Genomic DNA, 25,439 nt, shown 5'->3' on the forward strand with positions numbered 1-25,439 from the left:
ACTAAAGCTTTAATTTTTTGAATATAAATTCAGGTATATTCCTGATAATCACCATAATAATACTCCATACCGGCAAAACATATGCCACATTTTTCTGCTTTTTAAATGCTTTATAAATGCAGTCTGCAGCCTGTTTTGGTGTTGCGGTCAGTTTAGGATTTAAAGGCAGTCCTTCCGTCATTTTTGTGGCCATAAATCCCGGTTTTATGGTAAGAACATGTACTTTTTTATCAAAAAGATAGTTACGAAGTCCGCTTAGGTAAGCTGTAAAAGCCGCTTTTGCGCTTCCATAGATAAAATTACTCTGCCTCCCACGGTCTCCTGCTACTGATGAAAGACCAATAATGGTTCCTGATCTTCTGCTTTCAAACTTCTGTGCAAAGTAGTTCATAACGGGAACCAGCTTTGAATAATTGATGTTAATGATCCTTTCTGTATTCCTGTTATCATAAAGACCTTCTTCAGTTCCATCGCCTAAATACCCTACGGCACAAAATAATACATTTGAACTGACATGATCAAATGTATTATAATCAATCTCTTTCATCAGATCAATTTCAATCACTTCGGATTGCTGAAGAAACTTTACATCAATGTGTTTCGCGAATCTTTCAGTAGTTTCTTTATTTGAAGTAAAAAGATATATTTTTTCAAACTTTTCCCCTTCCTGCAAAGCCTTTTCAACAAAAGCCTGTGCCACCTCAGACGTACTTCCCAGAACTATCATTATGAATTGTTGTTTATGATTCTTTTGTGCTGTAAAGACACAAATTTTGAACTTTGAATATTTTTAAGATAATTGGTGAGCGAAGATCTGCTCATGCTGTCTTTCGTAAGATAAATTCTTCCTCCGAACTTCTGCACCGTATCATCTAATTTCTCAACAAGGCTTTTCAGCTTTGCATTAACCTTAAAATCAAGGGCCAGCGTATAGCCTTCAACAGGAAATGAATTATAAGCCTCAGGGTTATTTTTTCCAAAGAGCTTTAAAACAGCCAGAAAAGATCCGTTCCCGCTTGCTGCAATGGTCTCCAGAATCTGTTTCATCCCTTCTTTACCTGCTTCTTTTGGAATAACCATCTGGTACTGGATAAAGCCTGCTTTCCCGTAGATCTTATTCCAGTCATTAATTGCATCCAAAGGATAGAAAAAGGTTTCGTAATCAATGAATGATTTGACCTCTTTTTTTGCCTGTTTTTTATAATACAGGAGATTGAAGATCTTCACCGTTAATGCATTCAGCACAAACCCCGGAAAATAAAAAGGAACCGTAGGCTGTAGTTTTTTCTTCAGTCTTAAAGGCTGTTTTGTCATATTCTGTGGAAGTTCATGCTGAAAAGCATGTTCACCTCTCATTAAAATACTTCTTCCTAAATTTTTGCCTTTCTGAAGACAGTCGATCCACGCTACCGTATATGTCCAGTTTTCGCTTTCTTCAAAGAGCCTGAAAATTTCGTCCAGATTCTCTGCTTTTATGCTTTCCTGACGGATGTAGGCAGATTCTATATTTTTAAGTTTAAATTTTACGGTAAGAATAATCCCGGTAAGCCCCATTCCTCCAATGGTAGCCCAGAACTTATCTGAATTTTCTTCCCTGGAGCATGTAATGATGTTTCCGTTTTCTGTCATCAACTTAAACTCGGTGACATATTCTGAAAAACAGCCTTCCGCATGGTGGTTTTTACCATGAACATCAGAAGCAATAGCTCCTCCTACTGTAATAAATTTTGTTCCGGGAGTTACATAAAGAAAATAACCCTGCGGCACCGAAATTTCAAGCACATCGGAAAGCAATACTCCGGATTCGCATTCTATAATACCGTTGAGACGGTCGAAACTGATGAATTTATTTAATTTTTTTGTTGAAAATATGGTTTCTCCCAGAGAGGCATCACCATAGCATCTGCCGTTCCCTCTTGCAATGATTTCGTTATGATTGAGTACAAATTCTTTTATTTTTTTGAAGCTGTCCTCAGATCTCATTTCTTTTTCTATCACCGGGAAATTGCCCCAGTTTGTAACTTTCTGTATGAAATTTGGCTTCATTTTTTAAAATAAATCTGGATTAAAAAAGCGGCTACCCAAAGTATTAAAGTGATCTGGATATACCGGTCTCTGTACACAATTTTCGTAGGAGATTCTGTCCTGTTGTACACTAATGTCTGCTGAAGATATCTTAGAAAAGCAAAAACTACAAATATGACGGTATAAAAGACTCTCTCATGAAACCGTGCCTGAACTTCAGGTGAAAGGGTAAACATAAGATAGCAGACAATAGCCAGTGTAACTGAAATAGACAGTGCAATATCTGCAAACTGTACATTATATCCATCCAATGCTTTCCTCGTTTTTCCTGAAACCTGAGCATTAATGAGCTCTCCTCTTCTTTTCCCGATTGCTAAAACCAGGGCCAGGACAAAAGTCAGTAAGATAGCCCACTGGGAAATGCCTATTTCTGTAATATAACCGCCGGCTAAAACCCTCAGCACAAAACCCAAAGCGATAATGAAAATATCAATAATCGGAACATGCTTAAGCTTAAAGGTATAGGCAAGATTAACGGCAATATAAAGCCCAATGATAGTGGCAAATTTCCATAGAGGCTCCTGAAAATAAAGGTGAGCAAGAAACACAAGAGCAACATCAATGATAACGAGTGCTGTAAGGATTCCCACAGCTTTGGCTTTTGAAACCGCTCCGCTTGCCAGAGGCCGTCTTCTCTTTTCAGGATGTTTTCTGTCGGCCTCAATATCATTATAGTCATTCAGGATGTAGACAACGCTTGCTGCAAGGGAAAAGATGATAAATGCAAAGATACTTTTACTAAGTAGGTCCAGATTGGTAATATTTCCGGAAAAAAACAGAGGAACGAAAACAAACAGGTTTTTCACCCATTGTTCTACACGGAGGAGTTTAAGATATTTCTTCATTTATGCTGTATCGTTTGCAAAAATAGTGAATTCAAAGTTTAACACCATAAAAATACAAAAAAAACCGCCGAGGCGGTCTTTTACGAAAATATTTATATAATTAAATTAATTACTGCCCTTGTTTGGCTTCATTAATCATTTTCTCATTAGCAGTAATGGCAAATTCCACTCTTCTGTTTTTAGCTCTTCCTTCGTCTGTATCATTGGTAGCTACAGGCATAGATTCTCCTTCACCTTTTGTAAACATTCTGTTGGAAGCAATTCCTTTTCCGGACAGATAAGCTTTCACAGCGTCTGCTCTTCTTTGAGAAAGAGACAGGTTGTAAGCATCAGCACCTTTGCTGTCTGTATGTCCGTAGATATTGATATTGGTATCCGGGTTATCCACAAGAACTGTAGCTAGCTTATCAAGGTTCGTCTGAGCAATTGAAGTTAAATTTGAAGAGTCAAAAGCAAAGTTTACAATGCTTTCATTCATGGTAATTTTGATACCGTCTCCTACTCTTTCTACTTCCGCTCCAGGTAAAGTTTCCTTAATCTGCTTCGCCTGCTTGTCCATTTTATTACCGATTACGTTACCCGCAACACCACCGATAATACCTCCTAATACTGCTCCTAATGCTGAGTTTTTACCACTTCCTACATTATTCCCCAAAATACCTCCAAGAACAGCTCCTGAAGCAGCACCTACTGCTGTACCTCTCTGCTGGTGATTAGAATTCTGAACAGCTTCACAGCTTGTTAGCAATAATGCTGATGATAAGAAAAGAGCTCCTATATATGTTTTGTTAAATTTCATTTTTTTAATCTTTTATATTATAATTATTTCATTCCTGTTCTTTGGAAGTTGTAAACAACCTGTACTGTACTTCCGTCGAACGGAACACTCTGTACAAGTGAAAACTGATCTGTAGACTGGTTAGTAATCGTTAAAGAGTATCCTACAGTGTTCTGCTTAGCTTTAGTTCCGTCAGCGATTTTTTTAAACAAGAAAGTATTGCCATCTTTTACTTCAAATTTAATGGGACGTGTAAGGCTTGGGCAAGCTCCACCTCCGTTTAAAGTATAGGCACCGGTGTAGTTATTTGGAATTAATCTCCAATGGCTTCCTACGAAACACTGGGCATCTGCACCTTCATCAAAAGGCTTGATTTTGAACCCTTTTTCATAGTCCACACTTACAATCTGCCAGTCGCCTTTTAACTTTAAGTATTCAGCTCTCTGGTTTTGTGATGTTTCTGCTTTTTTCACTGAGGAACAGGACACTGCAAAAAGTGATGTTCCAATCATCCCTGCAAGTAGTAACTTTTTCATTTTGTTGTTTATTATTTTGTTAGTATAAAGTTACAAAAAACCGTGCCAAATTGAAAGATAAAAATAAAAAAAGTCCGAAAATTTCGGACTTTAAATGTTTTCTCCTTATATACAGGAAGATATATTATTTTTTAACAGCCTTTTTTACGGATTTCGCAGGCTTACTTTTCCCTGAAGATTTTCCGTCATAGAAATTGGTGTAGGCATATTCTGCTGCCTTCTGAAGATCTATAACACCTCCGGCCTGAGAGTAGTCAGGAAATTTGTTATCCGCATTAGGATTACTGCTTTTTACAAGCGACTCAATGATCTGGTGAGGCTTAAGATTAGGCATATAGGCAAGTAATACTGCTGCAGCTCCGGCGACTACCGGCGACGCCATAGAAGTTCCCTGAAGATATTTGTATTCATTTTTAGGAACTGTAGAGTAAATTTCCTCTCCTGGTGCGAAAACGTTTACCATTTTCTTATTATAGTTTGAAAAATCTGCTCTAAGCTCGTTATTTCTGTTAGTACTTGCTCCTACAACCAAAACGTTATTTACAAACGGCTTCTCATCTGCAACATTTTTAAAATTGGTAGGGTAAGCAAGGTGCTCAGCTACATCTTCGTTTTCGTTACCTGCTGCTTTTACTAAAAGAACGCCTTTGTCTTCAGCATATTTGAAAGCATCCCAAACTACATTTTTACCCGGAGACACCGGTTTTCCGAAGCTCATATTTAACACTTTTGCACCGTTATCCACTGCATATCTGATCGCGTTGGCAACGTCCTTATCTCTTTCGTCTCCGTTTGGAACGGTTCTTACGGACATGATCTTAGCTACTTTGGAAGCTACACCATACTGTATTTCTTTGCCTTGAGGAAGACCGGCAATAATTCCTGCAACATGTGTTCCGTGTTCAGCATCCGGGCCTTCATAGTCATTATTCCCATAGTTTTTCTCAGAATAATCATCGTAGTTATCTCCTACAATTTCTTTTCTAGGATCATAGCTCAGGTCATACTGTTTGGATTGTGGAGTAAAATGATCAATAGCTTCTTTCATCTGCTCTTTCATCAGCTTTTCGAAATCTGCGGAAGATTTTCCTTTGAACTCAGGATTTTCAGAAACCTGTCCTAAAATCTGAAGAGCAATAGCATCTTTCTGATCTGTCGGAGGTTTAATTCCCTGCAAAGTTTCTGCAGTTACGGGCTTACCCCCTAAAAGCTTTAGCATATTTGGAATGATACTGTTGATCATCGTATATGTCTGCAGACTTTGTTTTGCTTCTACGCTTTTTTTGCTGAAAAGTTCTTTAGACTTCATATACATAGCAAACTCTTCAGGCATTTTCGCTTGGTTTGCTTTGTTTTTTGTAGAATCATCACCTTCGAAAACAGACTTGTATTTAGCAACAACTCTTGTCACCTCCATATTGTCGATGTCGATGTCGCCATTTTTACCGCCGATAAAGTTCCAGCCGTGTATGTCATCAATATATCCGTTTCCGTCATCATCTTTTCCGTTTCCTGGAACTTCATTAGGATTTGACCATACATTTTTTACAAGACCCGGGTGATCAACCTGAACACCGCTGTCTAAAACTCCTACGACAACAGTTTTTGGCTTAAGGCCTTTAGATTCTAAATATTTATAGGCGTTTGCCGTATTTACTCCGTATACTTTTGTTGCAGAAAAATCTTTATGATACCAAGTCATCAGATCTTTATCTTCTTTCGGGTCAATGCTCTTAGCCTGTGCTTCCTGAGCATAAGAGAAACTAAAACCTGCCAGAAAAACAGCAGCTAATAATACCTTTTTCATATGTTGATATTTATTTAAAAGTCATATGCAATCGCCATTTTCATTGGTTTATTTCCACAGAATTTCATTAACGGCGAATTCATGTTAATATGATTGTTTAATATTTTTTATATAAGTCAAAGATTCAGGGCCTTTGTTACAGATAAGATCCAAAACCGATAAATCTTCCAAAAATCCCAGCTTATCCGAGAAGGTCTGGTAATATTCCTCCATTTTAAATTCTGAAGGATGTTTAGCCGAAAATTTCTCTCTGAAATTAATACTTCCAGGATTTTTGATATATTCTTCATTCAAAGACTGTGCCTTTTCTGTTTTAAGGATCTGCTGTATGACTTCTAATCCTTTAAGGTTGAAATCAAGAAGGAATTTTTCTTTCAGATCATATATTTTCCTGAATTTATCTTCATAATATTCAAAATAAGGGGAACTTTGATAGGCTGTTTTGATGGATTTCCAGTGCAGATTTCTCCAGTCTTCTCTATATGAGATCTCAATATCTTTAAATTCTCTTTTCCCGTTATGATCAATAGGAATTATTAAGGAAAGCTTTCCATTTGCCCCATAGATATTCGTTCTGTTTCTGTAGGTCTGTTTAGGAAAGTTTTCAAACTGCTCAAATATAATCTCGTTTTCAGGATTTAAAAACACTGAAAACCATGAAATCGGGGGCATATAAAATACCGGCAATAATACATTTGTCATATTCATTATATTAAAAATGAAGCATTCTCTCAAATACTTCATTTTATTTTTAGGTTTTAATTTAAATTATACTTCGTCTTCCCTTTTTTTCTTTCCGAATAATTTCATGAAATACTCCCATCCGAAGAACAGTATAAGGATCATTACAGCAATCCACCAGTAAGATGTTTTGTTGGCTTCACCAGTGTTTGTTGCTTTAAACATTCTGTCCCATCGTATTTTTTTCGGAGCCTGGTAAGTTGAGCTTGCATCAGAAAATACTCCCTGTACACTCATCCAGGTAAACATAGGTTTTCCTACGATGTTTTCTTCCGGAACGAAACCAAAGAATCTCGCATCTAATGAAGCGTCTCTGTTGTCTCCTACCATCATGTAATAATCCTGTTTAATGGTATACTGGGTTGTTTCCTTACCATTGATAAAAATTTTACCGTTTTTATTTTCCAGACTGTTATGTTCATATTCAGAAATAATCCATCTGTATTCCGGCAGAGTTTCCTGATTCAGTGTTACCACATCTCCTTTTTTAGGAATTTTTAAAGGCCCGTACCAATCCTGATTCCAAGGTTTGTTGATTGGGAAGATAGACTGCGTGGTGTCTATTTTTGTTTTAGCTTCGTCTCTGTAATATACTGCTGCCTCGCCTTTAGGAGTCACATCCTCTTTCATATCAATGACCTGGGGAAGTGCTTTGATCTCTCTAGCAGTTTTATCCGTAAGTCCCTGGAAAGCATAAATATATCCATTTTCACCCTGAACCTCCTGTACTGGAAGGAATCCGTATGTATTATATAATGCAGGAATATCAAGCTGACTTCCGGTATTGACAATATATCTGTGCTGTACTTCCTGATCTCCTAAAACCATTTCAGGTTTTCCGTTAACGAAAAGTCTTCCGCCTCTCATTTCAAAGGTATCACCGGCAACGGCTACACATCTTTTAACGTATGGATCTCTTCTGTCGATCGCTGTATGCACGGAATCACGTGGATAGTTGAAGACAACTACATCATTTTTCTGAGGCTTGCTGAACTGGAAAATTCTTGTATAAGGAAGTTTTATACCATCAACATATGATTTGGGATCATCTTTTGGATTTCCTTTCTGTCCTATATCCATAATGGTTCCCTGAAGGAATGGTATCGCCACAGGACGCATCGGCATTCTGTATCCATAGCTCCATTTGTTCACGAAAAGGAAATCACCTACTAAAAGTGTTCTTTCCATAGATCCTGTAGGAATCCCGAACGGCTGTGTTACAAAAACGTGAATAATGGTTGCAAAAACAACCGCAAAAGTAATAGACCCAATGAATGTATCTTTCTTTCTTTCATTTTTCTCTTCGTCTGTAATGAACAGATCGTTGGCATTTTCGTCTTCTATTTCTACATCTTTAGAATAGTTCACTGTTGCCATATAGATAAACGGCAGGATTACTGTAAGCAATTGATGCTGAAAAAGAGTTTTTCCAAATTTTTTCATTAAATAAATATGGAAAACAGACATCATAATGGGTCCAACTATCGGAAGATAGGACAGGATAGCCCACCATTTCGGGTGTTTTGTTTCTTTTAATATAATGAAGTAATTATAGAAAGGTATAAATGCCAATAATGGACTATACCCCATTTTTTTGAACAGCTTCCAAGTGGAAATTCCCATCAGTACAGATAAAATGAGAACGTATACTGTATAAGTTAAAAAATAATTCATAGTTTTTTGTGCCTATTCTAAGTATATAAATGATAAATGATGAGTAATAAATGATCACAGCGTTCTGCTATTTATAATTTACTATTCATCATTTTTTTATTGGTATGCAATTTAAAGAATTTGTTACAAATTAAAGCCCCAAAACGTCTTTCATTGTAAAGTTTCCTTTTTTATCTTTAATCCATTCTGCAGCGACTACGGCTCCGAGTGCGAACCCGTTTCTGTTGAAGGCAGTATGCTTTATTTCAATTTCGTCCACTTCACTTTTATAATATACGCTGTGGGTACCGGGAACCTCATCTTCACGGATGGCAAAGATCCCCAGTTCCTGCCCCTGTGTTTCTTCCAGTTTCCAGGCGTTAAATTTAGGATTATTCTTGATGATTCCTTCAGCAATAGAAATTGCGGTTCCGCTGGGAGCATCTTTTTTGTGAACATGGTGAATTTCTTCCAGCTGGCAGGAATATTCATCTACATTTTTCATGATATCAGCTACTTTTTCGTTCAGGGCAAAAAATAAATTCACGCCTAAGCTAAAATTAGAGCCATATAAAAATGCGCTGTCATTGTCTACAGCAATTTTTTCAATGTCTTCTTTTTTGTCCAGCCAACCTGTGGTACCGCAAATCACAGGAACTTTATTTTCAAGACAGGCTTTTATATTATGATATGCCGCCTCGGGTAATGAAAATTCAATGGCAACGTCCGGGTTATTAAGATTTTCAGCTGTTGGAGTTTCTTTAAGGCGGGCCACTACTTCATGACCTCTCTTCTGTGCAATCTCATCGATGATCTTCCCCATTTTACCATATCCAACTAATGCTATTCTCATGTGATATCTTTTATTATGCTCAATGAACTTTACCATTCAATGAGCGTTATTCAAAATTATACTTAAAATCTATAGCTTAAACTTAAGCCTGTTTTCGGGTTTGAAAATCCATACTGATCCTGAATTACCGTAGGATTAAAACTCAGATCCGGATCGTGGCGGCTTTCATAAAGATGTGCATCTACCACGGCATCTACAATATTCAGGATGTAGATGAGGCCTGTAATGGCGATGGCGTAATCTCTTTGTCTTTTATATCTGTCCTGAGCATTCCCAAAAGCTTTTTTATCAAGCCAGGGATGGCTGTCTACAAATTCATTAGGGGTTCCGTTCAGTTTTGCCACGTAATATTCTCTGTACTTCTTGTACTGGTTGTTACTCCAGATTGTATATCCGATACCGGCTCCCACAGCTCCCCAGACAATAGGAATTTTGATGTATTTTTTATTATAATACTGTCCTAGTCCCGGAAGAACGGCAGAATACAGCCCGGCTCTTGTAGGGTTCAGCTTAATGGTTTTCTTTGTAGGTCCGTTTGCATTTTCAAGATCCTGAATAATCTTAGCTTCCGTTTTTACTGTTTTTGTAGGTTTTACAGTTTCAGTAACCACCGCACTGTCTTTCGGAAGAGGCCCTACACGAACTGTGTCGCCGGGAACCACCTGCGAATAAGCAAAAGCAAAAATGCCCAAAAAGAATGTGAAAAATAATTTCTTCATTTATTTAATATGGGATAAAATATATTCCAGCTCTTCCTCATTTTTGAAGTCCAGGAGAATTTTACCTTTTTTTCCGTTTCCGGAGGTTTTGATTTCTACTTTTACGTCTAATATATCAGCGATGGTTTTCTGTGCTCTTTTATAATTGTTGGAGAGCTCAGTATTAACTTTTTTCGCTGCGGGTGATTTAGGATTCTTCAATGCGGTAGCAGCCTGCTCAGCCTGACGTACATTGAGTTTTTCTTTGATGATCAGGTCAAATAGTATCTGCTGGTGTTCTTCACTTTCAAGGCTGATGATCGCTCTTCCGTGTCCTGCAGAGATTTCGCCGCTTCTGATGGCATTCTGAATATCAGGATTCAACCGTAACAGTCTGATAGAATTGGTAATAGTACTTCTGTCCTTTCCTACTCTCTGGCTCAGATTTTCCTGAGTAAGGCCAATCTCGTCCAAAAGTCTCTGATAGGTCAGAGCGATCTCAATGGCATCAAGATCTTCTCTCTGGATATTTTCAACAAGAGCCATTTCCAGGAGCTCCTGATCGTTTACCAGACGGATATAGGCAGGAACGGTCGGAAGTCCGGCAATTTTACTTGCACGGTAACGTCTTTCCCCTGATATGATTTCGAATTTCTCACCGTCTTTTCTTAAGGTAATCGGCTGGATCACGCCTAAGTTTTTAATCGACAGGGCAAGTTCGTTTAATGCTTTTTCATCAAAATAAGTTCTCGGCTGGGTCGGATTCGGATAAATATCCTCAAGGGCAACCTCTACAATATTCCCCACAAACTTATCTGCTCCTTCATCGGTAGCGGAGTTGATACTCGCTTTAGATTCAGCGCTCAAAATAGCGCCCAAACCACGTCCCATAGCTCTTTTTTTGTCCTTCATATATATAATCGATAAATGATGATTGATAAGTGATGGTCCTCATTCACTTATAGGGGATCCATTTATTATTAAATTAATTTTTTACTAAGTTTTCATTCTTCAGCAAGACTTCTTCGGCCAGCTGAATATACTGTATAGCACCTTTACTTTCTGCATCGTAGTTCAGGATACTTTCTCCAAAGCTTGGTGCTTCACTCAATCTTACGTTTCTGCTGATAATGGTTTCAAAAACCATGTCAGGAAAATGTGAATTCACTTCTTCAACCACCTGATTAGACAATCTTAATCTGCTGTCGTACATCGTAAGAAGAAGACCTTCAATCCCAAGATCTTTATTGTGGATCTTCTGTACATTTTTAATAGTGTTCAAAAGCTTACCCAACCCTTCCAATGCAAAATATTCGCACTGTATCGGAATGATCACAGAATCTGCTGCAGTAAGGGCATTAACTGTAATAAGTCCTAAACTCGGTGCGCAGTCTATAATGATATAATCATAATCATCTCTTACTTCTGCTAATGCTTTTTTCAGCATATACTCCCTGTTTTCCTTATCTACGAGTTCAATTTCCGCTGCTACCAGGTCAATATGTGATGGGATAATATCCAGATTTGGAGAAGCTGTTCTTTTGATACAAGTACTTGTATCTGCACTGTGCTCCAATAGATTGTATGTAGAGTACTGAACATCTTCTACACCAAGTCCAGAGGTTGCATTAGCCTGTGGATCAGCATCAATGATCAATATTCTTTTTTCCAATACCCCTAATGCTGCCGCCAGATTTACAGCTGTGGTAGTTTTTCCTACTCCTCCTTTTTGATTAGCGATACCTATGATTTTTGCCATTATTAGAACTTTAGGTTTCAAAAATACACTTTTTTCTTTGCTCTGTATGAATGGTGAAATTCAAAATTGAGTTAAAGTATTGTTAATAAACAGTTTAACAATTAAAAAAATTATCCACAAAAAAAATTCTTTGTGGATAACTATTTTAAGATTTGTTTTTATGTCAGTTATTCAAAGTTCATTGTGATTGGAAATTTGAAATAACTTCTTACGGCTTCACCTTGTTTATTTAAGCCAGGTTTCCATTTTCCTTTGATATATTTAATGGTTTTGATGGCTTCATTATTAAACTCCGTATTTGCTCCGTTAGCTTTTATTCCGGAAATGCTTCCATCAATCTCCACTACGAAAGTAACTGTTGTTTTCATCACTCCGTTTTCTCCTTCAAAACCTGAACCATCAAAATTATTCATCACCTTATTTCTGAAAGAGTTAATTCCTCCTTCATAAGCTGCCTCAACAGCCAAATCTCCTCCACCTATAATTTTATTCTTATCAACCGGAGGAACAGTTGGAACCGTAGTAACAGGCCCACTTCCTATAACCGGGGGCGGTGGAAGATATCTATCCGGCTTTACTGGATCTCCTTTAAAATTATCTACTAGTCCAGGAGTTGCATCTTGGGGTTTAGTTTGTTTAATTGGTTCTATTGCATCAGACTTAGGTGTTGGAACAGAACTATCAAATTGTCTCGTGTTTGGAGGCGTAACAGGCTGAACCGGTTTTACAATTTCCACAGGTGGTCTTTCTATTGGATCCACTTTTTTTAGTTTAATAACTACCGGAGGACCATCAGTAGGTGTATGTATAGCTGGAGCATTATCTGTAAACGCTGAAATCACAAACGGCGTTATTGAAATAGCAGCCAATAAACTCACGCCTACAAAAAGCGCTTTGGTTAATAATCTATCTGATTCATTTCTTAATGCATAGGCACCATATTCTTTGTTTCGGTGCTCAAAAAGAACTTCGTTAAAACGAAATTCCTGATTTTGGTTTAGGTGTTTCATCACTATTAAATATTTAAACTGTTAAAAAAATCAGTGATTATTAGTTTTAGATGTTCTTATCGATAAGTATTGTTTCGATATCAAAACATCTGCCAAAATTTTATCAAAACATCAATATTTTAAAAAATATTATAACAATATGTAAAATTTAACATTCTAATCAATCAGAGATATATAAAACTTAACAGTAATTCATTTTATTATTCGCAAAAAACCCGTCATTATTTATAAAATAAATATCATAAAATCAAAAACAGTTAAAACCACATTAAAAAACAGGAAAAACACTGATGAATCAATTGCAATACTGAAATACATTTGTACCATAGAAAAATCGGGGACGCTGAAAACCAAAAAGAGTAAGCAATTTTTTAAAAAACTTATAATTATGCCAACTTTAACTCAAGACGCAAAAACAAACTCATTAATGAGTATGCTTTTAAAGCAGATTTATGACACAGTAACCAACGGAGGAAATCCGGAACACCTGGGGAAAGATGATTTCATCGCATTTGATCCGGTAGGGATTACACTTTCGGAAGACACTTTTGATTATGCACTGAATGGTCTTTTCGGAGATGCCCCTTCACCAAAACCAATGCTGGACGGAACAGGAAAACCTATTCTGGATGCCAACGGAAATCCGAAAATAGATATGGAAGCCTATCAGACCGCATTATCCAACAGTAAATTCAAAAAATACCTGCAAATGGAACAGTTTGCAGCAATGACCGACGCTATTCCATCACAGCTTCCACCACTTACGGAAGACGGAAAAGGAAGAGCGATTACTATTATGAACGATTCACAGAAGAGGGTTTCTAAGGTATATGAAGATCTTTTGCAGTGGTCAGTAGTTGTAGATACAGACTTTGATCAGAAAGTAGAGAAAAAGCTAGACTCTTTGAGAAACAAATTATTCAAAATAAAAAAGGTAAAGAATCCTGATTTTGATGAGAATGCTCCGGTAGATGATCTGAACAAACCAGAGCTGATCCACACTTTCGTAGCGCCTACTTATGCAAAATATGTAGAATACCAGATGAAGTATTATGATATCGTGGACGCAAACAACGAGATCAGAACTGCCGCAGATAATGGTGATACTGATGCCATGGCAAAAGTATCCATTGACGGAAAAAACATGAAAAAGCGTGAAGATGCCGCTTTAAAGGCATGGCAGTCTTTAGGATATAAGGAGGCTGTGGAGAGAATTCAAAATTACCTGAGCGAGATTGAAGAGAAACACATGCTTGTGATCAAGAAAAGAATTCAGGCAGAATTCAGGAACAGCCAGAGAACCAGGATTTTAGACTATACGAACTATTCTCCATGTATTCCGGTAGCTGCCAATGCATTGAGGGAATCAAAAGGATGGCCGGAAATTTCTATTTCGCAGGGAAAATCCAATTATGATTATTCTAAATCAATTCACAACTGGGGTGCTGCGGGAGGTTTCAGCATGGGATTATTTTCTATTGGAGCAAAAGGCGGTGGAAAAAATGAAAAAACGCAGATAAAATCCGATTATACGAGTATGGATATTTCTTTCAAAGTAGGAAAAGTAAGAGTGGAAAGAGGCTGGTTCAATCAGCAGTTCATAGAATCTAAATACTGGAAGCTTCACGAACAGTCCCCACAGACCCTGAACGGGGATATGATCAGCGATGGAAATGGGAAGGGACTTATGCCGTCTATCATCACGGAGCTGATCATTGCTAAAGATGTCTCTCTGAATTTTAAAGACAGCAGCTCAGCATACACTGAAGCTAAGAATTCTATATCCGCAGGCGGTGCAGTAGGAATAGGACCTTTCGTGATCGGAGGAAACTACAGCTATGACAATCAGAATGTAAAATCCAGCTATGAATGGGAAGGTAAAACACTGACCTCAAAAGGAATTTACATCATCGGGTACAAATGTCATATCGTACCGAAATCTCCAAACCCGAATCCTGAGATTAAAAAATGGGCGGACGGAAAATCATAAGCAGAAAGGAAGTCTGAAGCCGGAGGAAGGAAGTTATTGAGTACCAAGATGCAGTCACGGTGTAGTTTTAATAATTTTTGAGAATTATTAAAGATGTACGTACCATACTAACCTCCAGTCTCCCTTCTTCTCTCTTCTCTTCTTACACCATATATCCTTCTCAATAGAATGGCCGGCAGAAGTTTTTTCTGCCGGTTATTCACCTAAACTAAAAACGATAACCATGAAATATTTTGTAGCCGTCTACCAGAAACTGAAGAACATTTATATGTCCCAAAGTTCGATGGAAAATGATCTGCCTATGATTTGCCCCTCCCTGCGCATTTATGATAATGAGGAGCTGGAACTGCTAAAACCTCCAAGTCTGCTGAACGATGAACAGAAAAAAGCGCTTTCGATCATTAAAAAGCAAAATGTAGCTTACGAACTGAACTCTGTGCCTATCTCTCCCAACTTTTGGGACCTTAATCCCAATAATTCCTTATTTGATATTTACAGAGATATCCTGGATAAAAACAACCTTAAAAATTTGGAGGAAAATCTGGATAAGGTTCTTGAAAACAAAAGCACCATTCTTTTTGATGCCAAAAACAGCGACACCAGGGAGTTTAAAGCGTATAAAAAGTACAGAATACTGTATGAAGATACCGTCATTAAAATAACAGACCACCTACTGGTGTTGGACGGACTGGAAACTGATGAGGAAAAAAGAAACTGGAATGACCGGCTTGTCAATTTAAACAATCTGAAAGAACTCGCTTTTTCGGAATGGAAAGTAAAAGGCAGTATAGATACTATTGAAAAGGAGCTGGCCAGAATCAACAGATCTTCTGATGCCGACCTCTATCTTGCTATGGCGCAAAATGCAAAACATACATTTGAGGCTGCAGAAAAAACCGATGTGATCAGCAATTCTTCGATTCACGACATTAATTTTATCCCGTATGACTTTATGGAAAATGAATCGGGATGGAACAGCATGCGCATTGAAAGATCCGAATTGGAAGGACTTCATTCTGAAGCGAAAAACGGTAATGAAAATATCCCCTCCGAGATTTTATCGATAGATTATGACGAAAGCATGATCCAGGCCGTGGAAGTGGAATATTCTTTTGTACACCTAAAAAGAAACTGGTTCAATAAAAATTTTATGCTTTCCAATTATTTTGAATGGAAGGAGCCTAAAAAGATATCAGACGGACAGACCATCTCCAACGATTTCAAGCTTCCTGCATTTCCAAAAACCATGATGCTGATTAAAAATCTGAAGGTGATCCTTGATCCGTCCATTATCAGCAGCAGTGTAAGCAACACCGAACAGCTGGTTTATTTCGGGCCTATGGTAATGAAACAGCAGGTTTTCATCAATAAAAACAATAACCAGAAGTTCCTCAAGGCGATCACTAATGTAAAGACCATCAAATCTGATCAGCTTCATTATCTGGCCAAGAAAACAGCCATCGCCGAAACCCAGAGGTCAGCTGTTATTAATGACTTTTCAGCCAGAGCAACAGTGGAACATGAGCCTGCAGAAAGCGCCAAAGCAACAGTCAATACAGCAATCGAAGGCAAAATAAATACCGGAAATATTCTCAGCAATATTAAAAATTTAAGACCTCTTAATCCGGTTCCACACAGAGCAAGTCCGGTACAGCCGGTACCTCAGCCGACTCATCCCATTAAAGTCCCATGGGGATCATGGGGTCCAAAATTTCCGACTATCCCCACTCCAAATCCAATTCCCTCTCCTGTTCCGCCATCTCCTCCAGGTTCCGTTATACAGTTCAGGGTTTCTGATAAAATCAATAACGAACCTATTTATAAATGTGCTATTTCTATTAAAGGAACCAATAACAACAGGATTTTTGAGATCGAAAGCAATGAAGCAGGCATGGTCAATCAGCTGATTCCTCTTGGGGAATACAGCATTGAGCTGAGAATTGATGATTATGCCGTTTTGAATCAGAACTTCAGTGTTACCAGTGCGATGCCTCTTAACCTTGAATATAAGCTTCAACGGGAGGAGGTAAAGTTTAAATCTTTTTTCCTGATCGGAATGATCTGTGAGAGAATGCCGCGAGTACCGGTTAATTAGAAACCAGACTTCAGAGGTCAGATATCAGACTTAATGCCTGAGACTTTAAGAGGTCAGTCCATGTACTTTATCTAAAATCATTTATCATTTATCATTTATCATTTATCATTTATCATTTATCATTTATCATTTATCATTAAAAAAACTGTCATGAAACTTTTAAAATATTATACAAAAACACCGGAAGTGCTTACCTTATGTGAGATCCTTTATCAACTTGGATACAGCCTTAAAATCTCGGATTCATTCACTCTGGAAGTGGATGCAGCTGTGAAAGATTTCCAAAGAAAAAACTCTTTGGTAGTGGACGGAATCGTAGGTGTAAAAACCTGGGCCGTTCTTCTTGAAAAAGATGAAAAACCCTTGAGCCAGACCGATAAATTTCTGAAAGAAGAAGATCTTATCCAGTTTGCAGATGAATACCATCTGGAGCTGGCTGCTGTAAAAGCAGTGAATGAAATTGAAAGCAGCGGAAAAGGTTTTCTGATTAACAATAAGCCCAAAATACTTTTTGAAGGCCATGTTTTCTGGAGTGAACTCAAAAAAAGAGGGATCGATCCTAATTCTTATTACAATTCAAACAGCCAGAACGTTCTTTATCCGAAATGGACAAGAGCGCATTACCAGGGCGGAGTGAAAGAATACGACAGATTAAATGAAGCCATCAGTCTGAATAGCAATCCGCACTTTAAAGAGGCCGCACTGTCTTCTGCTTCTTGGGGGAGTTTTCAAATCATGGGCTATCATGCCAAAAATTTAGGATATTCCGATATAGATATTTTTGTTTCGAGAATGGAACTCAATGAGGGTGAACATTTGAGAGCATTCGGGAAATTTTTGGAGAAGAACAACTGCCTTGTTCATCTCAGAAATAAAAACTGGGCAGGTTTTGCAAAGCTTTATAACGGGGCCGGATACAGGGAAAACAAATATGATGAGAAGCTTGCGAAAGCCTATGCAAAATATTCACAAAACTAAATAAGTAGTTTTTTTAAGTTCCTGCAGGTACACAGATTCGAAGTCACTTACATCCTTTGAATTTCTGTGACCTGTGGGAATCTTGTTTTTATACAACGTTGATAAATGGTTTGCAGAAATGGTTTCACAGCAATATGAGCCGCTAAAATTCATTTTTTTTACAAAACGCATTTAAAAGCTACAAATTGATAATCAACTGGTTATATTTATTATTTTTTAACATTAGTTTAACATTTTTGTTTATCTTTGCTTTTCGTCAAATAACTAAGGATGTCTTTATACCAACAAATTGCAGAAAAACTACAATATATAAGTCCGAGTTTTTATAAAAAAAGATATTTTAAGAATTTAAACAATCTTACTAAGGACAATTTTTCGGCGCTTAATGTAGAACCGGAACTGGTATGGATCAAGGAATACCTTCCAAAAAATGCTGTAATACTGGACATCGGAGCCAATGTCGGAACTTTTCTTTATCAGTTGGAACATAAGCTGAACCATGAACATATTTATGGTTTTGAACCCAACAAGAAACTTTACGGCCGCCTGAAAAGACTTTTTCCGGGAATGAGGATATTTCCTTTAGCGCTTTCTGACGAAAACACAACAGCTGAATTTAAGGTTCCTGTTATTAACGGCAAACTGATTGCCTCCCGGGGAACTTTGAACACCTCTTACAAAGAAAAAGGTGAAGAGAAGAGCTATACGGAAAAGGTAAAAGTGATCAAGCTGGATGAATGGGCTGCTATAGAGCATTTTGACAGACTGGATTTCATTAAGATAGATGTGGAGGGAAATGAAATGAAAACCCTTTCCGGTGCCAAGAAAATCATCACGCGGTTCCTTCCGACACTGATGGTAGAAATGGAACAAAGACACCACAAAACACCAATCTGGATTGATATTTCTGAAATAAAAAATTGGGGATATGAAGCGCAATATCTTAACCGTGACAGTTTTAAGCTGGAGCTCCTGACGGAAGAGATCTTAATACACAACACGAACGATGAAAAAAATAAGACCAGCTATATAAACAACATTATTTTTACGCCAAAAAACCATTAAAAAAACATTATGAGTGTAGTAGCGAGACAGGGCTTCAAATATTCCATCATAGGTTATATTGGTTTTCTGCTGGGTACCATATCCGCCATTTTTATCTTTCCATACAACTTTGAATTTTATGGAAAACTCCGCTATATCCTGCCTACTGCCGAGATGCTGGTTCCTGTTGTGGTATTGGGAATCTCCTACTCCAACGTGAAATTTTTCCACAAGGTGGAAAAAGACGGTAAGAAACAGAATATGCTCTCGTTGTCGCTGCTTACGGTATTTATTAATTTTATCATTTTTACAGGAGTGTTTTTTGTACTCCCCTACCTTTTTCCAAAATTCAGACATTCTGAAGCATGGAAATTAAAGGAAATGATCCTTCCGCTGATCCTCATCCTTTCTTTCTGTGCAATTCTTAATAAATATACCTCCAATTACAAGAGAATTGTTGTTTCCAATATTTTTGACAATCTTTTCCCAAAGATCGCTAATCTGGGTGCTTTCTGCCTGTTTGCTTACTTTTTACTGTCGCAGAAAATTGCATTTGCCTTCTTTTTCGGAATGTTTGCTCTGATGCTTTTCGGATACGTTTATTACACAAACAGACTTGAAAAGATAAGGCTGGACTTTAATACGGATTATTTCAGGAAGGATAATTTCTGGAAAGAGTTTTTCAATTACAGTTTTTTCGGATTCCTGGGAACTTTTGGAAATTATCTGGCGATCAACAGCTTTATGATCGGTGAGTTTATGGGAATGGAGGAAGTAGGAATCTATTCCGTTCTTTATGCTTTGATTTCCCTGATTTCAATTCCACAGCTGGGACTGTTCAACATCTCTGCCCCGATCATCAATAAAACACTGGTTGAGGGTGACATGGAGGAACTGGACCGGTTTCATAAAAAGACATCATTATCCCTGTATTTTTTAGGTGCGGTTCTGTTTTCATGCATCATGGTGGGTTTTCCTTATCTCACGGAATTCATGCCTAAAAACGGTACGATGCTGAGAGAATATGAGCCCGTGGTATGGATCTGGGGTTCTGCAGTTTTAATTGACCTGGCGACGGGCTTTAACGGGAATATCATTTCGCTTTCCAAATATTACAGATTCAATATCCTGATCATGCTTCTTCTGGCCGGGCTTACCATTGGACTGAACTATTATTTTATTAAAAATACGGATCTGAAACTCATCGGGATTGCTTTATCTACAGCTATTTCACTGACGACTTACAATGTCATCAAGATCGCCTTCAATTATTTTGTATTCAAGGTATCTCCGCTTACGATTGAAATGATCTTCGTTTCCATTATCTGTACTTTAGCGATTACAGTGGCGATTGTTTTACCCACTTTTCATAATAATTTCATCAACCTGATGTACAAACCGGCTGTTGTTCTGGTATTGATCTACATCGGAAATTATTTCACGAAAGTATTTCCACTCGATGATTATCTGAATGCAAACTTTATTAAAAGTATTTTTAAATTTAAATAGAAATGAGGCCGGAAAGAACATTTTCAAGTTTATTGAGAACGGTCTTTTTGCTGTAATTTTTCTGGAAATCGAAGCGTATATTCTTAAGGGTTTCAAACTGCTCCAGGATATTGTCCGCCTCAGGAACAATAAATTCTAATTTCGAAGGATAATCTTTAGGAAAAACAGCTGTTTTACCATATTTGACGGCATCACCCAAGTTTCCGGTCATTTTTGTTCTGCCATAGATTTCTTTTCTGCTGAAAAACTCTGTTTCCTGCTGAATAGGACACCACAAAATATCTGCAGCCTGCATCCTGATTTCAAAATCATGATGGGAAACCCGCTCTGAGAAATATTGGATAGAAATATTCTCAGGAAGTTTTTGGGACAATTCTTCCAGCTGCTTCAGTTCCTTGTCTTTAGCTTTTCCTAAAAATATAAATTTACATTTTTCTTCTGTCTTTAAATTTTGAATGGTTTTAAAAACGTGATGGTAATCTCTTCTTTTTTGTGATACGCCTCCCGGAATCACAACGGTAAGATCTCTGTTTTCCTGTTTATCAAAATTTTCACTGTAAAAAAGAGGCAGAAATTTATAAATATCTGATGAAAGCTCTTCGTCCAACACCAATAAATTCTTAGCATTCCTATACGCTTTTGAGGTATAAAAAAGGCCTTCTTTCCACCAAAGCTTCAGCCGGTAGATGATATCTCCTTTAAAAACACTTTTCATCAAAGCACCTTTTGAAGCTGTCGAAAAATTCATATTATGAACAATAACGGACACATTATATTTCTGAACCAACGCATGAAAGGTGTTGAAATACCGGTGGACCGTTCCAATGATGATCAGATCGTATTTCTTTAATTTCAACTGTTCCATGATCATGGAGCTGTCAGATAAAAACACGGTCTCCCCATTCTCTATAACCAAATCTTTGATCTTTTTCGAAAAATAATAGTCTACGCTAAATTCCGAAGAATCCTTCATGATATCCATGAAAGCCTGCGCAATTTCTGCGTGGGTATCTATTTCTATGTAGGCGATTTTTTTCAATTAGGGATTAGAGATTAGAGATTAGAGATTAGAGATTAGAGATTAGCAAAGGTAAAACGTTGGCTGGATGTCAATTATATGTATGATTGTGCTATATTTTCAGCCATTTTTTCTTCAGCATTTTCCACCGTTTATCGTTGATGGCTTTCTGTTCGTCTTTGGAGATCTTCAGTTCCAGTTTGGCTTTTCTGCAGGCTTCATAAGCTTTAATGATCTTAAAGAAAAAAGAAACAGATCTGCTCTTTGCAGCTTCTTTGGTTGAAGCGATATAGGCTAGAAACCTGTTCAGACCTAAAAAGTAAAAATACCTGCCGTAATAGTCTGCCGGCCTGATTGTATAATCCGCCCCTTTTACTTTGATCAGCTTTACCTGTAATTCCGGAAGAACAATTTCTTTCCAACCCAGGTTTTCTAAAAGAATGGAATCAATATTGTCCCAGCCCAGCGTTTCTCTCAATCCTCTGATCTGAAGGAAAGATTCTTTACGATACGCTTTCATAGGGCCCCTTACGTGATGTTTATTGGAATTTCCTTCATACACCCAACCGCCATCTTTTTCCACGTATAACAAACCGCCAATAAGCCCGTATTCAGGATTATTTTTGAACGCAGATTCTAATGTTTCCAGATAATTTCCGGGAAGAATAATATCAGCGTCAAATTTACAGATAATATCAAATTCATCTATATTCTGAGTTTTTAATCCGTTCCTGAATGCATTCACCACTTTAGAACCTGGCTGATGGACAGATTTCTGAAGATTCACCGTTTCAAAACGGGAATCATTTTCTGTATATTGTCTGATTACTTCAGCCGTACCGTCTGTAGAACCGTCATTAACTACCACAGTTCGGAAATCTTTAAAGCTCTGCTGCTGTAAAGAATCGAGTGTGAATGAAAGATTTCCTTCTTCGTTATGTGCAGGAATTATGATTAAAAACCTCAAGTCTGTGAATTTATAATGATAAATGATAAGCGATAACTGATGAATGGTTTTATTATCAGTTATCGCTTATACTATTACTTGTTATGCGGTTTCAGCATGTTTTTAGGATCCAGAATTTCATCCAGTTTTTCCTGGGAAAGAATTCCTTTTTCCAAAACAAGATTGTAAACGCTGTTTCCGGTTTCCAGGGCTTCTTTTGCAATCTCCGTAGACTTTTTGTACCCGATATATGGATTAAGTGCTGTTACAATACCGATGCTGTGTTTTACCATATTCAGGCAGATTTCCTTATTGGCGGTAATTCCCACAATACATTTTTCGCGAAGCGTATCTAAAGCATTGCAAAGGAAATTAATATTTTCCATGATTGCATGGGAAAGCACAGGCTCCATTACGTTAAGCTGAAGCTGCCCGGCCTCTGCGGCAAAAGTTACGGTAAGGTCATTCCCAAATACTTTAAAGCAAACCTGGTTTACCACTTCCGGGATAACAGGGTTCACTTTTCCAGGCATAATGGATGATCCCGGCTGCATAGGAGGAAGATTGATCTCAAATAATCCGGCTCTTGGACCTGAAGAAAGCAGTCTCAGATCATTACAGATTTTTGAAAGCTTCACGGCAAGACGTTTTGTAGCGGAGGAATAGATCACATAAGAACCTGTATCCGGTGTTGCCTCAACCAGATCCGGAGCGGAAATAACTGGAAAACCGGTGATCTGAGCGAGGTTTTTCGCGCAAAGGGTTGCATAGCCCACAGGAGCGTTCAGTCCTGTTCCTATGGCTGTTGCTCCCATATTCACTTCTACAAAAAGGCCGGCATTGTTATTTAATTTAGAAATATCTTCTTCCAGAGTGGCTGCATACGCTTCAAACTCCTGGCCTAAAGTCATTGGAACAGCATCCTGAAGCTGGGTACGACCCATTTTTATTACATCATGAAACTCTTTTCCCTTGGCACGAAAAGCTTCAACGATTTTTTCAAGTTTTTCAACAAGCACGATATTCATATGCAACAGCCCCATTTTGATCGCCGTAGGATAAGCATCATTGGTGGACTGGGAAAGATTGATATGGTCATTCGGTGAACAGAATTCATATTCCCCTTTATTTTTTCCTAATTTTTCTAAAACGATGTTGGCGATCACTTCATTCGCATTCATATTGATTGAAGTACCGGCTCCTCCCTGGATCATATCCACAGGAAACTGCTCATGGTATTTTCCCTCTACAATTTCATCACATGCTTCCGCTATTCTGAAATACAGGTTTTCATCAAGCAGACCTAATTCATAATTGGTTTTTGCCGCTGCCTTTTTCACAAAAGCCAGACCTTTGATAAAATCCGGATAGGAAGACAGAAGCTGTCCCGAAATTTTGAAGTTATCGATCGCTCTCTGCGTCTGTACTCCGTAATATGCGTCTGCAGGCACATTGAGTTCGCCCAACAGATCGCTTTCTTTTCTGAAATTTTCCATTACAGATATTTTAGCTGTTTTTATTTTTAAATAGAACAAAAACGCATCTTTACCGATGCGCTTTAATAGTTATTTCGCTGGATATTTTTGATTTAAAGCCTGAAGAATTGCCCATGTTTCGGCATCCAGGATTCCGTCGTAATTCTGCGGACGGAAATGGTACTGCAAAGCTTCGATGGTTCTTTTTGTTGCATCATCCCACTTTCCGCTCAGATCCAGGTAATACCCGAATTTCTGCAATGCAGTCTGAATAGCAAAGATAAAGGAAGGATCATTATATTTTAAGGGGACTTCTTCCTGCGCCAGAGCTAAGAAGTTCTGTTTTACAGTTTCATCATACCACATTCCAAGCTGGTATTCATCATACAGCTTTTTCCATGGAAACATAGGTCCGGGATCCTGTTTTCTGGTTGGAGCAATATCTGAATGGGCCAGGACATTGGTTGCCGGAATCTGATATCTGCTGACAATATCCTTAGCCAAAGCAGCCACTTTTCTCACCTGCTCATCACTGAATGATGCAAATATTTTTTTCCCTTCAGCATCTGATGTATATCCGGTATTGACGATTTCAATGCCTATAGAGGTATCATTAAGGTTTTTATCATTTCTCCAGTTACTTACTCCGGCATGATAAGAACGTTTGTTTTCGTCAACGAGCTGATAGATCTCATTATCGCCGGTATTATTAACCAGGTAATGAGCACTTACCCCCTGTTGGGTGAGAACTGTAATGGATTTGTCATCAGGAAGCGCTGTATAATGTAATATAAGATAACGTTGTCTAAAGTTCTGTGCTATGGCAGGGAAATAGGTCTTTACAACTTTATATCCTGCCGGCTTTGCCGAAACGATAGAACCGTAACTTGCCGTATTATCATTTTTTGTAGGATCAGCAAGATTGGTGGTAAAAAATTCCACTCCGCGTTCATTGGTAATTTTAGGTTTTGCAGTCGTCGCCACCGGAGCTTTCACGGCAGGTTTTGCCTGTGATACCGGGGCTTTTGGCTTGTATGTATTTTTTGTAACATTTTGCTGGGAAGTACATGAAAAAACAAAAGTACTTAATCCGATGATATATAATGTCTTACGCATCAGTTTAATTTTTTAATCATTTATCTCCTCAAAAATACGCAAATTTTTCTTGAATTTTATTTGGTAAATAAAGAAATCTATTCTATATTTGCACTCGCAATAACGGAACAACGATCATTAAAAAATAAGAAAAAAGGAGGGTTGCCAGAGTGGTTAATGGAGCAGTTTGCTAAACTGTCGACGTGCAAGCGTCGCAAGGGTTCGAATCCCTTACCCTCCGCATTTTTTTCTTACTAACTATATTTCTCGGGGCGTAGCGTAGTCCGGTCATCGCGCCTGGTTTGGGACCAGGAGGTCGCAGGTTCGAATCCTGCCGCCCCGACTGTTTTAGTAATTTTCTCAAAATTATTTAATGGGTGCGTAGCTCAGCTGGATAGAGCATCTGCCTTCTAAGCAGACGGTCAAAGGTTCGAATCCTTTCGCGCTCACTTATTTAAAAGCCTCTATTTCAGGGGCTTTTGTTATTTTCAACAAGTTCTACCATTTATTTTTATATCAAATAT

22 protein-coding genes and 3 tRNA genes are annotated in these 25,439 nt (G+C 38.0%); 8 read left to right on the forward strand and 17 right to left on the reverse strand.

All coding sequences use genetic code 11. From position 1 onward, the window contains the following. Position 1 precedes the first annotated feature (1 nt). The 13 genes from J4Q03_RS07555 to J4Q03_RS07615 form a co-directional block, all read right to left on the reverse strand. On the reverse strand, positions 2-727 hold the full coding sequence (locus J4Q03_RS07555) for an SDR family NAD(P)-dependent oxidoreductase (RefSeq protein WP_426047580.1): 726 nt from the start codon (positions 725-727) through the stop codon (positions 2-4). After that, complete coding sequence (locus tag J4Q03_RS07560) at positions 727-2,046, reverse strand: FAD-binding protein (RefSeq protein ID WP_426047581.1); 1,320 nt, start codon at positions 2,044-2,046, stop codon at positions 727-729. The genes J4Q03_RS07555 and J4Q03_RS07560 overlap by 1 nt, the downstream gene beginning before the upstream one ends. After that, complete coding sequence (locus J4Q03_RS07565; RefSeq protein WP_426047582.1) at positions 2,043-2,930, reverse strand: decaprenyl-phosphate phosphoribosyltransferase; 888 nt, start codon at positions 2,928-2,930, stop codon at positions 2,043-2,045. Before J4Q03_RS07565 ends, J4Q03_RS07560 begins: the two co-directional genes overlap by 4 nt. A gap of 109 nt (positions 2,931-3,039) precedes the next feature. Beyond that, positions 3,040-3,729, reverse strand: a complete 690-nt coding sequence (locus J4Q03_RS07570) for an OmpA family protein (protein WP_426047583.1) — start codon at positions 3,727-3,729, stop codon at positions 3,040-3,042. Positions 3,730-3,752: 23 nt separating this feature from the next. Beyond that, the gene (locus J4Q03_RS07575) at positions 3,753-4,244 is read right to left on the reverse strand and encodes a hypothetical protein (protein ID WP_426047584.1); all 492 of its coding nucleotides are present in this window, start codon (positions 4,242-4,244) and stop codon (positions 3,753-3,755) included. A gap of 124 nt (positions 4,245-4,368) precedes the next feature. Next, a complete protein-coding gene (locus J4Q03_RS07580) occupies positions 4,369-6,051 on the reverse strand; it encodes a S8 family serine peptidase (protein ID WP_426047585.1) in 1,683 nt (560 codons plus the stop codon). Positions 6,052-6,135: 84 nt separating this feature from the next. Then, the gene (locus J4Q03_RS07585; RefSeq protein WP_426047586.1) at positions 6,136-6,759 is read right to left on the reverse strand and encodes a WbqC family protein; all 624 of its coding nucleotides are present in this window, start codon (positions 6,757-6,759) and stop codon (positions 6,136-6,138) included. Positions 6,760-6,819: 60 nt separating this feature from the next. Beyond that, on the reverse strand, positions 6,820-8,466 hold the full coding sequence (lepB, locus tag J4Q03_RS07590; RefSeq protein WP_426047587.1) for a signal peptidase I: 1,647 nt from the start codon (positions 8,464-8,466) through the stop codon (positions 6,820-6,822). Positions 8,467-8,596: 130 nt separating this feature from the next. Beyond that, on the reverse strand, positions 8,597-9,334 hold the full coding sequence (gene dapB / locus J4Q03_RS07595) for a 4-hydroxy-tetrahydrodipicolinate reductase (protein WP_426047588.1): 738 nt from the start codon (positions 9,332-9,334) through the stop codon (positions 8,597-8,599). 26 nt (positions 9,335-9,360) lie between these two features. After that, positions 9,361-10,017 (reverse strand): DUF5683 domain-containing protein, encoded by a 657-nt coding sequence (locus J4Q03_RS07600; protein ID WP_426047589.1) that lies wholly within the window; start codon positions 10,015-10,017, stop codon positions 9,361-9,363. Continuing rightward, on the reverse strand, positions 10,018-10,908 hold the full coding sequence (locus J4Q03_RS07605) for a ParB/RepB/Spo0J family partition protein (RefSeq protein ID WP_306844292.1): 891 nt from the start codon (positions 10,906-10,908) through the stop codon (positions 10,018-10,020). 73 nt (positions 10,909-10,981) lie between these two features. Beyond that, on the reverse strand, positions 10,982-11,755 hold the full coding sequence (locus J4Q03_RS07610) for a ParA family protein (protein WP_426047590.1): 774 nt from the start codon (positions 11,753-11,755) through the stop codon (positions 10,982-10,984). A gap of 167 nt (positions 11,756-11,922) precedes the next feature. After that, the gene (locus tag J4Q03_RS07615; RefSeq protein ID WP_426047591.1) at positions 11,923-12,765 is read right to left on the reverse strand and encodes an energy transducer TonB; all 843 of its coding nucleotides are present in this window, start codon (positions 12,763-12,765) and stop codon (positions 11,923-11,925) included. A gap of 388 nt (positions 12,766-13,153) precedes the next feature. Between J4Q03_RS07615 and J4Q03_RS07620 the strand changes: the two genes are divergently transcribed. The 5 genes from J4Q03_RS07620 to J4Q03_RS07640 all read left to right on the forward strand — a co-directional run bounded on the left by J4Q03_RS07620 (position 13,154) and on the right by J4Q03_RS07640 (position 20,381). Continuing rightward, positions 13,154-14,755 carry a hypothetical protein gene (locus J4Q03_RS07620; RefSeq protein WP_426047592.1) on the forward strand — a complete coding sequence of 534 codons (1,602 nt, stop codon included), beginning with the start codon at positions 13,154-13,156 and terminating at the stop codon, positions 14,753-14,755. A gap of 223 nt (positions 14,756-14,978) precedes the next feature. Next, positions 14,979-16,850, forward strand: coding sequence for a hypothetical protein (locus tag J4Q03_RS07625; RefSeq protein ID WP_426047593.1), 1,872 nt, complete (start codon positions 14,979-14,981; stop codon positions 16,848-16,850). A 150-nt stretch (positions 16,851-17,000) separates the two neighbouring features. Next, the gene (locus J4Q03_RS07630; RefSeq protein ID WP_426047594.1) at positions 17,001-17,828 is read left to right on the forward strand and encodes an N-acetylmuramidase domain-containing protein; all 828 of its coding nucleotides are present in this window, start codon (positions 17,001-17,003) and stop codon (positions 17,826-17,828) included. 270 nt (positions 17,829-18,098) lie between these two features. After that, positions 18,099-18,893, forward strand: a complete 795-nt coding sequence (locus J4Q03_RS07635; RefSeq protein ID WP_426047595.1) for an FkbM family methyltransferase — start codon at positions 18,099-18,101, stop codon at positions 18,891-18,893. 9 nt (positions 18,894-18,902) lie between these two features. Beyond that, the gene (locus J4Q03_RS07640) at positions 18,903-20,381 is read left to right on the forward strand and encodes a lipopolysaccharide biosynthesis protein (protein ID WP_426047596.1); all 1,479 of its coding nucleotides are present in this window, start codon (positions 18,903-18,905) and stop codon (positions 20,379-20,381) included. On the opposite strand, the gene J4Q03_RS07645 is transcribed toward J4Q03_RS07640, so the two are convergent. The 4 genes from J4Q03_RS07645 to J4Q03_RS07660 all read right to left on the reverse strand — a co-directional run bounded on the left by J4Q03_RS07645 (position 20,374) and on the right by J4Q03_RS07660 (position 24,936). Then, on the reverse strand, positions 20,374-21,420 hold the full coding sequence (locus J4Q03_RS07645) for a hypothetical protein (RefSeq protein ID WP_426047597.1): 1,047 nt from the start codon (positions 21,418-21,420) through the stop codon (positions 20,374-20,376). The genes J4Q03_RS07640 and J4Q03_RS07645 overlap by 8 nt on opposite strands. Before the next feature lie 91 nt (positions 21,421-21,511). Beyond that, on the reverse strand, positions 21,512-22,366 hold the full coding sequence (locus tag J4Q03_RS07650) for a glycosyltransferase family 2 protein (protein ID WP_426047598.1): 855 nt from the start codon (positions 22,364-22,366) through the stop codon (positions 21,512-21,514). A gap of 74 nt (positions 22,367-22,440) precedes the next feature. After that, positions 22,441-23,841 (reverse strand): aspartate ammonia-lyase, encoded by a 1,401-nt coding sequence (aspA, locus tag J4Q03_RS07655; RefSeq protein ID WP_426047599.1) that lies wholly within the window; start codon positions 23,839-23,841, stop codon positions 22,441-22,443. 69 nt (positions 23,842-23,910) lie between these two features. Continuing rightward, positions 23,911-24,936, reverse strand: coding sequence for an N-acetylmuramoyl-L-alanine amidase (locus J4Q03_RS07660; RefSeq protein ID WP_426047600.1), 1,026 nt, complete (start codon positions 24,934-24,936; stop codon positions 23,911-23,913). 135 nt (positions 24,937-25,071) lie between these two features. Here J4Q03_RS07660 and J4Q03_RS07665 point away from each other — a divergent pair. From J4Q03_RS07665 to J4Q03_RS07675, 3 genes are all read left to right on the forward strand, one after another. Then, a tRNA-Ser gene (locus J4Q03_RS07665) sits at positions 25,072-25,156 on the forward strand. Positions 25,157-25,183: 27 nt separating this feature from the next. Further along, positions 25,184-25,258 (forward strand) — tRNA-Pro (locus tag J4Q03_RS07670). 32 nt (positions 25,259-25,290) lie between these two features. Further along, positions 25,291-25,364 (forward strand) — tRNA-Arg (locus tag J4Q03_RS07675). Positions 25,365-25,439: the final 75 nt, after the last annotated feature.

This window comes from Chryseobacterium sp. NFX27, from assembly GCF_049887855.1.
Classification (GTDB): domain Bacteria; phylum Bacteroidota; class Bacteroidia; order Flavobacteriales; family Weeksellaceae; genus Chryseobacterium.